11 protein-coding genes are annotated in these 13333 nt (G+C 48.7%); all 11 read left to right on the forward strand.

All coding sequences use genetic code 11. From position 1 onward, the window contains the following. Positions 1 to 447: 447 nt before the first annotated feature. The 11 genes from LG211_RS19335 (at position 448) to LG211_RS19385 (ending at position 13324) form a co-directional block, all read left to right on the forward strand. The gene (locus LG211_RS19335) at positions 448 to 1131 is read left to right on the forward strand and encodes a response regulator transcription factor (RefSeq protein WP_336246094.1); all 684 of its coding nucleotides are present in this window, start codon (positions 448 to 450) and stop codon (positions 1129 to 1131) included. Next, positions 1128 to 2045: a sensor histidine kinase gene (locus tag LG211_RS19340; RefSeq protein ID WP_269478252.1), complete on the forward strand. Its 918-nt coding sequence runs from the start codon at positions 1128 to 1130 to the stop codon at positions 2043 to 2045. Before LG211_RS19335 ends, LG211_RS19340 begins: the two co-directional genes overlap by 4 nt. 107 nt (positions 2046 to 2152) lie before the next feature. After that, a complete protein-coding gene (locus LG211_RS19345) occupies positions 2153 to 2833 on the forward strand; it encodes an ABC transporter ATP-binding protein (RefSeq protein ID WP_148397254.1) in 681 nt (226 codons plus the stop codon). After that, on the forward strand, positions 2827 to 5319 hold the full coding sequence (locus LG211_RS19350; RefSeq protein ID WP_269478253.1) for an ABC transporter permease: 2493 nt from the start codon (positions 2827 to 2829) through the stop codon (positions 5317 to 5319). Before LG211_RS19345 ends, LG211_RS19350 begins: the two co-directional genes overlap by 7 nt. 62 nt (positions 5320 to 5381) lie before the next feature. Beyond that, positions 5382 to 7565 carry an ATP-dependent helicase gene (locus LG211_RS19355; protein ID WP_269478254.1) on the forward strand — a complete coding sequence of 728 codons (2184 nt, stop codon included), beginning with the start codon at positions 5382 to 5384 and terminating at the stop codon, positions 7563 to 7565. Positions 7566 to 7597: 32 nt separating this feature from the next. Next, a complete protein-coding gene (locus LG211_RS19360) occupies positions 7598 to 8257 on the forward strand; it encodes a response regulator transcription factor (RefSeq protein WP_269478255.1) in 660 nt (219 codons plus the stop codon). Beyond that, positions 8254 to 9696, forward strand: coding sequence for a sensor histidine kinase (locus LG211_RS19365; protein WP_148397258.1), 1443 nt, complete (start codon positions 8254 to 8256; stop codon positions 9694 to 9696). The genes LG211_RS19360 and LG211_RS19365 overlap by 4 nt, the downstream gene beginning before the upstream one ends. Then, positions 9683 to 10327, forward strand: coding sequence for a hypothetical protein (locus LG211_RS19370; protein ID WP_148397259.1), 645 nt, complete (start codon positions 9683 to 9685; stop codon positions 10325 to 10327). The genes LG211_RS19365 and LG211_RS19370 overlap by 14 nt, the downstream gene beginning before the upstream one ends. 154 nt (positions 10328 to 10481) lie before the next feature. Further along, positions 10482 to 11204 carry a M15 family metallopeptidase gene (locus tag LG211_RS19375; RefSeq protein WP_253020092.1) on the forward strand — a complete coding sequence of 241 codons (723 nt, stop codon included), beginning with the start codon at positions 10482 to 10484 and terminating at the stop codon, positions 11202 to 11204. 67 nt (positions 11205 to 11271) lie between these two features. Further along, positions 11272 to 12639: a MurT ligase domain-containing protein gene (locus tag LG211_RS19380; RefSeq protein ID WP_269478256.1), complete on the forward strand. Its 1368-nt coding sequence runs from the start codon at positions 11272 to 11274 to the stop codon at positions 12637 to 12639. Next, the gene (locus LG211_RS19385) at positions 12608 to 13324 is read left to right on the forward strand and encodes a type 1 glutamine amidotransferase (protein ID WP_148397261.1); all 717 of its coding nucleotides are present in this window, start codon (positions 12608 to 12610) and stop codon (positions 13322 to 13324) included. Before LG211_RS19380 ends, LG211_RS19385 begins: the two co-directional genes overlap by 32 nt. The last annotated feature ends 9 nt before the right edge of the window (positions 13325 to 13333 follow it).

The raw sequence follows: 13333 nt of genomic DNA on the forward strand, positions 1-13333 counted from the left end.
GCGGCATGGAAAGACAGCAAATTGCCAGGATGGCAAAGCTATCTCTGGAAACGGTCGAAGCCTGGTTAAAAGGCTGACCAAATCTGCCGCCGGGTGGGACCGGCATCATTCAGGCAGATTAAGCTTCTTCGATGAGAAAGAAGAATACAAAGTTTAAAAGTACCCACTTTTAAGCAAGCAGTAAGGCAAAGCCGCCGAAGCTGGTTGCTTTTTTTATTATGCAGGAAATATCAAAGAACGTACCTTGCGAAGCGTCGCTGCTTGTCAGCGACATGTGTGCATAGGAATCTTTGATTCCGTCATGCACGCGTTTTTTAAATTTGGAGCTGTCGCAAGGAGGGCGGTCCAAGGCTCGCCAGGCCGGTTTCCATTGGCGCGTTGTCTTTCTAAAAAAACTCCGCTATAATTGAACTAGAAAATTATAGGATCGACAAAAAATAGGAGACGATGATGAAGCATATCATGATCTTAGAAGACGATACGGATTTGGCGGCGGGAATTCAAATATCGCTGAAGGGCGATGACCTGAAATTTACTTGCTGCAAGAGTGTGGAGGAAGCGAAAGAAAATTTAAAAGAACGCGCCTTCGATTTGCTGATCCTGGACGTGAACCTGCCCGACGGGAGCGGTTTTCAATTGTGCCAGGAAATTCGGAGAACCAGCAAAGTGCCCATTCTTCTGCTGACAGCAAGGGACATGGAGCTGGATATTGTCAGAGGACTGGAGTCCGGCGCCGACGACTACATCACAAAGCCGTTCAGCACCATGATTTTAAGAGCCAGGATCCGGGCGCTGCTGCGGCGGACCGTCGATGAGCAGGAAAGCGAATATCGGAAGGGAGCCTTCCGCTTTATCTTTTCAACCATGGATTTTTATAAAGACGGAGCGCGAGTGGAGCTGAGCAGAACGGAGCAGCGGATTTTGTATTTGCTGGTTTTTAACGAAGGACATATTATTACGAGAGAACGGCTGCTGGAATGGGTATGGCCGGAAGGAACGGAATATGTGGAAGACAACGCATTGTCCGTAGGGATCGGCAGGCTGCGGGACAAGCTGGAGGAACAATCCTCAAAACCAATCCACATCAAAACCATCTATGGAAAAGGGTACCTATGGGAGAATCCGTCATGAGCGCCCTGCCGGCTGTCTTACTATTGGCGATTGGGATTCTGGTTATCCTTGTGCTTTTCCTATGGAGGGATCGGAACCAATGGAAAAAAGCGCTGCATCAAATTCTTCGGAGATTGGATCTGGCCATTTCAGGCACAGAGCAGGAGACTGCCTATGATGAATCGCTGGACTCGGCGATCACAGAGAAACTCAATCAACTGATCGTGATCACAAAAATGAACTGTGAAGATGCCCAGCGGGACAAAAACCTGGTGAAAGGGCTGCTATCGGATATTTCCCATCAAGTGAGGACGCCCCTTACCAACATCATGCTTTATGCGGGGATCCTGAAAGAAAACTGCCATACCGATGACAACAAAAAGATGGCCGAACAGATTCAGCAGCAATCTGAAAAGCTGAATTTTTTCATGAAAGAGCTGGTACGTTCATCCTATCTTGAGACGGAGATGATTTCAGCGGAAGTGGAAAGAAACTCCATCGACCAGCTGATTGGACAGGCATGCCAATCCATTGAACTATCAGCTTTAAAAAAGCATATTGTTTTGGAAATCGAAGAATGTGGGAAGTATGGCTGGTTTGATTTGAAATGGACCAGAGAGGCGCTGGTCAATGTGCTGGATAACGGTGTGAAATACTCGCCGGAAGGGTCTGTCATAAAAGTAGCGACAGAGTTTTATGACAGCTTTTTTTGCATCAAGGTGGCCGATCAGGGGATCGGCATCGAAGAAAAGGAACAGGGAGCCATCTTTCAACGCTTTTATCGTTCGCCCCGGGTGGCAAAAGAACAGGGACTGGGAATCGGCCTTTATCTTGCGCGGGAAATCGTGGAAAAACAGAACGGCTACATGAAGGTCCAGTCGGCTCTCGGGGAAGGGACTACCTTTTACATCTTTCTTCCTTATCACAAAACATAGATGCAGTCCTCCCAATTTCTAAATCTGTCAAAGCTGTCAGATTTGGGACAGATTTGAGACAGAATCTTTTGGTAAAGTAAGGCCAAAAGACGAAAGGAAGATTTGGAATGGAAATATTAAAAACAATAGACCTGAAGAAATACTATTCCCTTGGAGAAGCTACGGTCAAAGCCCTGGACGGAGTTTCTCTCACTGTCTCCAAGGGTGAATTTGTAGCTGTAGTCGGCAGCTCCGGCAGCGGCAAATCCACGCTGCTCCATATGCTGGGAGGCCTGGATGACCCCACCGGCGGGACCGTCACAGTAGACGGCAAGCATTTGGAAAAAATGGGGAAGGATGAACGGACCATTTTCCGGCGCAGGAAAATCGGCTTTGTCTTTCAGAACTATAATCTGCTGCCCCTGATGAATGTCTACGAAAACATTGTGCTGCCCATCCAGCTGGATGGACTGGCGCCCGATAAACAGTACGTGGAAAGTATCATCAATCTGCTGGGGCTGTCAGAAAAGAAATATGCCATGCCCGGCCAATTATCGGGAGGGCAGCAGCAGCGGGTAGCGCTGGCCAGAGCTCTGGCGGCCAAACCGGCAATCATTCTGGCAGATGAACCGACCGGAAATCTGGACAGCAGGACCAGTCTGGATGTTTTAGGTCTGATTAAAGTGACCAGCGAAAAATACCATCAGACGGTGATCATGATTACCCATGACCCGGAAATCGCGCAAATGGCGGGAAGGATCATCCGCATTGAGGACGGCCGAATCGTCGGAGGTGAGTCCTCATGGTAAAGGTAGATAATCAGAAGGTCATTTTCCAAATTGCAAAAACAACCTATAAGGCCAACAAAAAAAGAAATATACTCACCATAATCGCCATTGTCTTGACCACATTCCTGATTATATCCATATTGGGCATCGGCATCGGATACTGGAATATGCTGTCAGACCGTTCTGTGAAAATGGAAGGGATGGATTATGACATTGAATTGACAGAGCCCACAGAAAAACAGGTGGAGGCCGCTGGCAATATGGAACAGGTCAAATATGCGGGAGTCAATGTGAAATGCGCGATTATTGAAAGCGCTTATGAAAAAAAGGTGGCGAAAACACAACTGTTCTGGGCAGACCAAACCTGCTGGAGGGACCAATGCCTGCCGGCCTTCGCATCGATTGAAGGGGCCTATCCCCAAAAGAAACGGGACCTCCTTCTTTCTGAGTCAGCCCTGAAGGATATGGGCATAACCGATCCCCAGCCGGGGATGAAAATTCCGGTCACTTACTATCCATTAAATGAAAGAAAAAATTTGATTGATCCCCTTTCCTATGAATTCCGGCTGTGCGGATTTTTTAAAGATTACACAGGACGGGCCAGAGGATTCGTTTCTCAGGAGTTTTATCAAGATACCGGCGCCAAACAGACGGATTTCACACAAGGATCGTTGAAAATCACCTTGAACAACTCTCTGTACAGCCAAAAGACAATTCTAAACATGCAGGAAGCGCTGGAGCTGGAAAACAAACAGATGCTGATCGCCGATGATCGGATGCTGACTGACTTTATCAAGACAATGGCAGTTCTTCTGCTGCTTCTGCTGATGATCTTTGCAAGCGGTTATCTGTTTATTTATAATACGTTGTATATCTGTGTAGCCAAAGACATCCGCTATTACGGCCAGCTGAAAACCGTGGGCATGACGTCGGTTCAGCTGAAAAAAATCATTTATCTGCAGGCCGTCTGGAATTCCGGCTTTGGAATCCCCATCGGCTTGCTGGCCGGACTGCTCACATCGGTAAAAGTCATTCCCGCCGTGCTTGCCATGGTAAGCCCCGAACTGTCCTCCATCGCGGAATTTGAAGTGCAGCCTCTGCTCTTTGTCCTGGCGGCTCTCTTTTCTCTGTTTACCGTCTTTGCCGGATGCAGAAAACCGGCTTTGATCGCAGGGGATTGTTCGCCCATCGAGGCAGCCCGTTATGTAGGCATGCCTGCAAAGGGAAAGGCTCGCAAAAGCGTCAATGGATTACGGGTGATGGCATGGAGAAATATGTTCCGGGATAAAAAGCAGGCCGTGATTATTCTCGCTTCCTTTGTGATTTCTTTGGTGATCTTCCTGACCATTCTTGTGGTCATACAGGAAAATAACGCAAAAAGAATCTTAGACGAGATTATGTCCTTTGATCTGAAGATTTTAAATGAAGCCGCCCTGGAAGAACGGCAGCCCATTCTGACCCAGGATAAGATCGATGAAGTAAGCGGGGTAGAGGGGGTCAGCCAGGTTCGCAAGGTCTATTCGGATACGATATCGATCCCATATCAAGAAGAGGTGTTGGGTGAGTTTTATAAGGACTTGTATCAGTCCAGATATTCCCCGGGCAATTATAAGGAGGATATCTCTGGGTATAAGCAGGGCCAAGCCTTGCAGATGAACTTGTTCAAAACCCGCATTGTCGCCATAGATGAAGCTGGTTTTGATGCATTAAATAAAAGTACCAAAAACACATTGGATCGTGAACAGTTTGAAGCAGGAAAGATTGGGGTGCTGTGTCCGTTTATCGGCATAAATCCAAAGGACGCCGTGGGAAAGAAGATGACCTTTTCCTTGGAAAATGGAAAAGAGGCGCATACCATTCAGATCGCAGGGGTCGGCGAGAACCCGGCCTATTTTGCAGGCGGCTACACACCAGAACTGATCGTCAGCGAGAAGTTCCTGAAAACCATTTCTAAAAAACCCATTGTGGAGCTGATCGATGTGGATTACAGCCAGTCCTATGACAAAACCACGGAGCGGAGCATTAAAGAAATTTTTCAAAACAGCGACTCCCTTTCCTATGAATCAAAATTGGATCGATATGACCAAATGCTGGATACGGAAAAGCAGATCAAGGTCCTTGGAACAGGCATCGGCTTGATTTTAGCCCTGCTTGCGGTTTTGAACTTTGTGAACATGATGGCGGCCGGCGTACAAAACCGCAGACAAGAGCTGGCTGCTTTGGAAAGCATCGGAATGACTTCAAAACAAATTAAAAAGACCCTGTCGGCGGAGGGATTGGGGTATGGGGTGATTTCCATCATCGGGGCATTGATTCTGGGCGTTCCTGTCAGCTACATGGTATTCCAAAGCATGAACCTTTACAACATGAGCTTTTCCATGCCCATACTGGCAAATGCCGGGTTGTTCCTTGTGATCCTGTTGATCTGCATGATCGTTCCTCCATGGATCTACCGAGTGTCGGAAAAAGAGAGTATTTTGGAAAGATTGCGGGAAGAGGGGGAATAAAGCAAACGTATGTGCTATAATAAAGTACATATGTTTGTGCGGAGAGTGGAAAGGAGTTATGAGTGGAAGACCTGTTGGAAGGATTAAATAATGCCCAATATGAGGCGGTTACAAGTACCGAAGGCATGATCCGCGTCGTTGCCGGCGCGGGTTCGGGAAAAACGAGGGCCTTATCCAGACGCTTTGCGTTCCTGGTTAACGAGATCGGCATTCTGCCGGGGAATATTTTATGCGTTACCTTTACCAATAAATCGGCCAACGAAATGCGGCAGCGGATACATAATCTGACGGGAGATAAGGACACCGGCTATATCAATACCTTTCACGGGTTCTGCGTTTCCATCCTCCAGGAGGACAGCCACGCGGTCCAGTATCCCAAGAGCTTTCTGGTGCTGGATAATTCCGATATTGACGCCATGCTCAAAATCATCTATGAAGAAAAAGGGCTCACCTTGCGGGACATGACCTTTTCCAAGGCCCGCGATCTGATCGAGATCATAAAGCTGAAGGAGCGCCCGGACTATTACCTGGATATGATCACCATGTCCCTGGACGTTTTGCGTCAAAAGTACGAGGAGGCCCTTTCGCCCAAGGACATGATCTTTTATGGCTATCTTTATCAGGAAAAGAAGTGCTTTGGGCTGGATTACAACGATCTGATCAAATTCTGCCTCTATATCTTTGAGCAGCATGAAGCGATCCGGCTGAAATGGCAAAAACGCCTGGAATACATCATGATCGATGAGTTTCAGGATATTGATCCGCCCCAGTATCAGCTGATGGAAGTTCTGTGCGGCCATCACAAAAACTTGTTCATTGTCGGTGATCCCGATCAGACCATCTACACCTGGCGGGGTGCCGATGTGAGATACCTGCTGGACTTTGACAAAAAGTTTTCCAATGTGAAGACGATCATGATGATGGAAAACTATCGCTCCACGCCGCAGATTCTGTCGGCGGCTAATTCGCTGATCGATAAAAATAAAAACCGTATTAAAAAAGATTTGATACCAACCCTTGGCGGAGGCGAAAAAGTCTGCTGCCATTATGGAGCGGATGGGGATGAAGAGGCCGGCTGGATCGCCGGACAGATTGAAGCCCTGAAGAATAGGGGCGCTGCCTACAGGGAAATCACGGTTTTGTACCGGGCCCACTATGTTACCAGGGCCATTGAAGAGGCCATGCTCAAGGCGGAGATCCCTTATACCATATACAGCGGCGTTCCCTTCTTCGGCCGGGCAGAGATCAAAGACGCCTTGTCCTATCTGCGGATGATTGCTTACCAGGATGACCTGTCATTTCTGCGGATTGCCAATGTACCCAAAAGACAGCTGGGAGAGCGGCGCATGAAATTCATCAAAGACCATGTAAAGAACACAGGGCGGTCGCTCTATCAGGCATTGAAAGACACCATCGACGATCCCATTTATAAAGGGACGGAAGCGAAGCAATTCATCGCCCTTGTGGAGAAGTATTCGGCCGATTACAGCCGGATGCGGATTTCCGAGCTGTTATCATCTCTGCTCAATGACAGCGGGTATGAAAAAATGCTGCGCACAGAGGGCAGTCAGGAGCGGCTGGATAACCTGGCGGAGCTCAAGCAGTCCCTTCATGAGTATGAAATCAACTGCGGCGAAGAAAGCATGCTGGAGCATTATCTGGCACATGCGGCCTTGTTTTCCAACAGCGATACGGCGGACCGGCAGCAGGATAAGGTCAAACTGATGACCGTCCATGCAGCCAAAGGCCTGGAGTTTCCTTACGTTTTTTTATGCGGCATGAACGAAGGGATTTTCCCTTCCCGCAGAGTGAGAACCCAGCCGGCCATGGAAGAGGAGCGCCGTCTCGCCTTTGTTGCCATGACCCGGGCTGAAAAAAAGCTATATCTCACAGGAGCAGACGGCCGCAACCTGGACGGTTCGCCCCGCTACCCATCCAGATTTGTTCTTAATATTGATCAGGATTTGCTGGAATACACCGCGCCCAGGAAAGAAGAACTGATAAAAGCGGCCCGGGATTATATTCAGTCGTCTGACCAGCAGCTGGATGAGGCAGAAACATGCGCGGCCTTTTCGGCAGGCCAGCGGGTACAGCACCGCTTCTTTGGCAAGGGGACGATCGTCGAAACGGACCTGGATAAAAAAGCATACATGATCCAGTTTGACGAGATGGACACCACAAGAGCCATCACCTTTAAAACAAAGCTTTCAATCTTGAAGGATGATACAACTATGATGCAAGATTGATGTAATCTGATAGTTGAAAGGAGGCGGACGATTTGAACCGAATACTGATTGTAGAAGATGAAAAACCGATCTCCGATTTGATCCGCATGAGCCTGACCAACGCCGGGTACCACTGCGCCTGCGCCGGTGATGGGGAGGCTGCCGCAGATCTTTTGGAAAAAGGGGCTTTTGACCTGATCCTCCTGGATATCATGCTGCCGAAGGTCGATGGATACGAATTACTCGCCTATATCAAACCGCTGGAAATGCCAGTGATTTTTCTCACGGCCAAAGGTGCGGTGGACGATAAGGTCAGGGGATTGCGAATGGGCGCGGAAGACTACATTACCAAACCCTTTGAGATCATGGAGCTTCTGGCGAGAGTGGAAACCGTACTCCGCCGTTACAACAAAGCCCAGCAGACGCTGTCCATATATGATATTACGGTTGATACCCGCTCGCGCATTGTGAAAAAAGACGGCGCGGCGGTAAAGCTTACAGTAAAGGAGTATGATTTGCTGCTGCTGTTTCTGCAGAATAAAAACATTGCCCTGTTTCGGGACCGCATTTATGAGGCGGTCTGGGGCGATACCCTCATTGGCGACAGCCGCACAGTGGACCTTCATATTCAGCGAATGCGCAAGAAGCTGGGGCTGGAAGATAAATTGGTACCTGTTTACAAAGTCGGTTACCGGCTGGAGGTGGATGAGTGAAGTTCTTTTGGAAATTGTTTTTCAGTTTGATGATCGTTTCCATGACCTTTTTTAGTATCGGCGGCTATTGGATGATTCAATCGAGTTTCCGCGCATCGCTGGATCGGGAGGTTTCCATGGCTTACCATGAAAACGGAATCCTCTCCGATGCGCTGCAGCAGAGTCTGGATGGAAAGCCTAATTCCATCTATCGAAGAGAGCAGACCAAGGACGAAAGTTACAAGCTGATCGAACGGATCACCGATGCTACGATTGTGGAGAGTTCGGGGAAAGTAATTCCCTATTCCATCAAAGATGCAAAAGGCAGCGTCTATGCCGGCCGGGACTTGCTGGATTCTTCCAATACACTGGTACAGAGCCTGGACCGGACAAAAAGAGGCTATAAAATTACGGAAAATGATGGCGTTTACTATATTTTGTGCGCAAGTCCGCTGGAAATGCTGGACCTGCCTTTTTATATTGAAAGCTATCGGGAGATTACCCCTTTGTTCAGCAACCGGCAGGCCCAGTATCGGAGCTATATTTCCCTGCTGCTGCTGCTGTTTGTCATCAGCGCCGTCATCACCCTGGCTGTCAGCGCGTGGCTGATGCGGCCCATAAAAAAACTGTCAAAAGCGGCCATGCAGCTGTCCGGCGGCCGGCCCATACCGCCGGTGCCGGTGTACAGCAAAGACGAAATCGGCCGGCTGACCCAGGAGTTTAACCGTATGGCCGGCAAGCTGGCGGAAAACGTGGAGGAATTAAAGGATGCGGCTCAGAGGCAGGAGCTGTTTATCAGCAGCTTTAACCACGAACTAAAGACCCCATTGACCTCCATGATCGGCTATGGGGATTTGCTGCGATCGAGAAAGCTGTCCGAAGAACAGGCCATTCTCTGTGCCAATCAGATCGTTCAGGAGGGAAGGCGGCTGGAGAAGCTATCCACCATGCTGATGGATCTGATGGTTTTAAAAAAGCAGCAGATCCAGCGCGGGCCGGTGTCCGCCCGGCTCTTTTTCAATTCTGTGCGCAATACAGTCATTCCCATTATGGAAAAGAAAGCGATCGATTTTCAGCTCTCTGTCCAGGAGGCGACTCTCTTTCTGGCTCCCGATCTGATGAAAACGGTCTGCATCAATTTGTTGGACAATGCCTATAAGGCCGTGGAACATGGCGGAAAGATCCGGCTTGCGGGTATGGGCAGGGAAGACTCCTACGAAATCATTGTCTCCGACAATGGGTGCGGCATCCCTCCGGATGAGCTGGCAAAGGTTACGGAAGCCTTTTACATGGTGGACAAAGCCAGATCCAGAGCAGGCGGAGGAGCCGGCCTGGGGCTGGCGATCTGCCGTCAGATTGTCCAGGCCCACCAGGGCGAGCTGGAGCTGTCCAGCAGCCAGAACCATGGAACAAAGGTGACCATTCGTCTGAAAGGTGGTGATGATGATGAATCGGTTTAGAACTGTTTTGCCGTGTCTCATTGCCGGATTGCTGCTGTCCATGTCCATCGCCATTCCCATTGTTCTTTCCAATGTGCAGGATGAGGCCCTGCTCAGCGGGGTAAAGACAGAAGCCATCTCCCAGGATACGCAAAATAACCGCAAGAAAACCGGTATCTCCATTTCAGAGCGGCTTGATCTGGTGCGGGGCGGCAATGTCTCCAGAGTCAGCACCTATCGCACTGACAAAGATCCCAATAATTTGTCTTTAAAAGATGAGCCTGTAAACCAGATTTTACAGGAGGCGGAAAAGCTGCAGGAACGGGGAGGATTTCCGGTTTTCGATCTGCGCAAAGGCTTTCAAAAGAACAGCAATATGAGTAAGGTTACCTTTATCTCATATGAAGGCTGGGAGGTGTCCATCTTTATATTGACCGTTTTTGTTTCGGATGCTGTTTATGATATCCTGGCGGACGCAGACACCTACACCATATATCAGTATGAGGTTGGGCTGGAGAAGGCTGCGCAGATGCCCATGGATAAAAAAACCGTTTCTGCAGTTTTTTCTGATTACCTGTCCATCAGCAGGGAGCAGTTTAAAACCCTGTATTCCTTTTCCACAGATGATCGAATTACGCTGGCATTAAGATAATCTTCATAAAATGATGCATGTATGATACAAGTCTGCTCGGATTTTTACGCATCCCCTTTGTAAGCTGTTGCAAAGGGGATTTTTAATTGCTGCGGAAATATCGCCTTTCGACAGGGGCGGTATTTCCACGAAGAAAGATTGAGGAGAGCAAAACATGGGAAAACAAATACAAGCAGTAATTTTGATCGGCGCTGCCGCGCTGCTGATGATGGCCATCCTGTTCCTTCAGGCCCAGCAGCAGGAGAAGGCGGCCGATTCCATATCAGTCGTCAAGGGAGAAACGATTGAAAGGCAGGCGCAGCAAGAAGGACCTGATAAGAGCGATCCGCTGCTCACATTGGTCAATTTTGAGAGACCGATTCCTGAGGACTGGAAAGTGGATTTGGTGCAGCTTGATCATGGACAATCCATCGACCGACGGGCATATCCTAATTTGCAAAAAATGATCAATGATGCCAGAGACCAAGGACTGGACCCTCTAATCTGTTCCTCTTATCGAACCAATGCCTTCCAAAAACAATTGTTTCATGAACAGGTAACCGCATACCAAAATCGGGGACTTTCGAAAAAAGAAGCTGAAAAAGAAGCTGCAGTGTGGGTTGCGGTGCCCGGGACCAGTGAACATCAGCTGGGTCTTGCGGTGGACCTGGTTTCCTTGAGCAATCAGAATTTGAATCACAGCCAGGAAAATACGGCCCTGCAGAAATGGTTGATGAAAAACTCCTGGAAATACGGTTTTATCCTCCGCTATCCGTCGGACAAAAGCAGCATTACCGGCATCGGCTATGAACCCTGGCATTATCGCTATGTGGGAAAGAAGGCCGCCAAAGCAATTTATGAACAGGGCGTATGTTTAGAAGAATATTTGCAGAAATAGGACAATAAAATGAATACAAGTGTATTAACACTATAGCAAAGAACCCACCAGAAAAGGAGATTTGATCATGCACATAAGAAGATTCATCGCCGTATGGAGCGCGCACTTGATTAAATGGGCGTGCCGCATAATCGGAAAACAAGGAGAAACCCTCGCAGGCAAAGCGGCCCTGTTCATCGATCCGGGCATTTTAACCGCATTGGCAAAAGAGGTTCGAAATAGTATCATCGTGGTCTGCGGCACCAACGGAAAATCAACGACCAATACCCTGCTGGCTTCGGTGCTGGAAGCAGAAGGGGGTAAGGTCATCTGCAACCGGACTGGTTCCAATATGCTCAGTGGGGTGGCATCTGCCTTTGTCCTGGGTGCTGGAGCCGGCGGCCATTTGGACGCGGATTATGCCTGCATTGAAATTGACGAAGCGTCTGCCGTCAAGGTAATTCCCCATTTCAAACCAGACTGCATGATCCTGACCAATCTTTTTCCAGATCAGCTGGACCGTTACGGAGATATGGACGCTGCTATGGAACTGCTCTCCCGGGCAATTGAGCTGGCTCCAAAGATGAAGCTTTTAATCAATGGCGACGAACCTGTGTCCGCTTACCTGGCCCGTAAAAACCAAAATCCGGTGTTTGCCTATGGGATTGGAGCAAAGGTATGGGAATGCCAGGACACAAAGGAGATCCGCGCCGGCCAGTTCTGCAAGTGCTGCGGAGAAAAACTGCAATATCGTTTTTACCACTACAGTCAGTTGGGCGATTATTATTGTCCAAAATGCGACTTTCGGAGGCCGGCTCTCGATTTCGACGCAGCGCAAGTCCGCTTTTCCGAGGGCATGTCCTTTTCCATCCGCGATTATCGGGTAGAGACTGACTGGGAAGATTTCTACAGCGTCTATAATCTGCTGGCGGTCTACAGCGCAGCCTATCTTGCCGGCGCGCCTCTGAAAAATTTCAATCAGGTACTGGAACACTACAAGCCGCCCTTGGGCCGTAATGAGCGGTTTGAGATTGGAGGTACGAATGTCATGCTCAAACTGGCCAAAAACCAGGTAGGATTTGACCAGAATATCCGCGCGCTGCTAACCGACCCTCTGCCCAAGGATTTGATCATTGTGATCAATGATAATAGCCAGGACGGGACGGATGTTTCCTGGATTTGGGACGTTGATTTCGGCAGATTGGGCGCAGCCAACCCAGCTTCAGTTACAGTCAGCGGCATCCGCTGTCTGGACATGTGCCTGCGGCTGAAATATGCGGAAATGGCTTCCGAAATCGAACCAGACCTGGAAACGGCCATCCGCTCAAAACTGAAAGACGGGGCTGGGAATCTATATCTACTTGTCAATTATACGGGGCTATATGCAGCCCATAAAATCTTGCGGAGAATGGAGGGAAAGAGCGATGAATCTTACAATCGGACATCTGTATCCTGATCTTTTAAATCTCTGCGGCGGCAGGGGCAACATTCAGTGCCTTATGAAACGCTGCTTGTGGAGAGGTGTCAAGGCAGAAATAAAGGAATGCTCTTTAACGGATAAACTGGATTTTGCAGACCTGGATTTGGTGCTTTTAGGAGGAGGTCCCGATCAGCAGCAGTACCAGGCATGCAGCCGCCTGCGCGACTTCCGTAATGAATTTCAAGCGTATATTGAAGATTATGGAGTCGTAATTGCACTTTGCGGAGGATATCAAATGCTGGGACACTACTATGATACGGAGGGAGGCAGAACTGCAGGCCTTTCTTTACTCGATTTATATACAAAAGAAAATAAGCAGAGGGCTATCGGTAATATTGTTCTTGAAAATTCCAGATTTCAGCTGCCAATCGTGGGGTTTGAAAATCATAGAGGACGGACCTATATCGGAGATAACCGACCTTTGGGAAAGGTGCTCTATGGAAAGGGAAATAATGGGGAGGACAAGACGGAGGGGGTGATTTATAAAAACTTGGTCGGAACCCACCTTCACGGGCCGCTGCTGCCCAACAATCCCCATATCTGCGATTATCTGATTTCCAATGCTTTGGAGCGTAAATACGGCCAGGGACGGCTGCAGCCTTTGGACGATGAAAAAGAGCTGGAGGTAAACCAGTCTTTATACAAGCGGTTTGTAGGATGAAAATAAGTT

It is taken from the genome of Hominibacterium faecale (assembly GCF_020734085.1).
Classification (GTDB): Bacteria; Bacillota; Clostridia; order Peptostreptococcales; family Anaerovoracaceae; genus Hominibacterium; species Hominibacterium faecale.

Bases quoted from the DNA above. Each gene is read 5' to 3' on its own strand.
- LG211_RS19335 (WP_336246094.1), top strand. From the start codon at position 448: ATGATGAAGCATATCATGATCTTAGAAGACGATACGGATTTGGCGGCG.
- LG211_RS19340 (WP_269478252.1), top strand. From the start codon at position 1,128: ATGAGCGCCCTGCCGGCTGTCTTACTATTGGCGATTGGGATTCTGGTT.
- LG211_RS19345 (WP_148397254.1), top strand. From the start codon at position 2,153: ATGGAAATATTAAAAACAATAGACCTGAAGAAATACTATTCCCTTGGA.
- LG211_RS19350 (WP_269478253.1), top strand. From the start codon at position 2,827: ATGGTAAAGGTAGATAATCAGAAGGTCATTTTCCAAATTGCAAAAACA.
- LG211_RS19370 (WP_148397259.1), top strand. From the start codon at position 9,683: ATGAATCGGTTTAGAACTGTTTTGCCGTGTCTCATTGCCGGATTGCTG.
- LG211_RS19375 (WP_253020092.1), top strand. From the start codon at position 10,482: ATGGGAAAACAAATACAAGCAGTAATTTTGATCGGCGCTGCCGCGCTG.
- LG211_RS19380 (WP_269478256.1), top strand. From the start codon at position 11,272: ATGCACATAAGAAGATTCATCGCCGTATGGAGCGCGCACTTGATTAAA.
- LG211_RS19385 (WP_148397261.1), top strand. From the start codon at position 12,608: ATGAATCTTACAATCGGACATCTGTATCCTGATCTTTTAAATCTCTGC.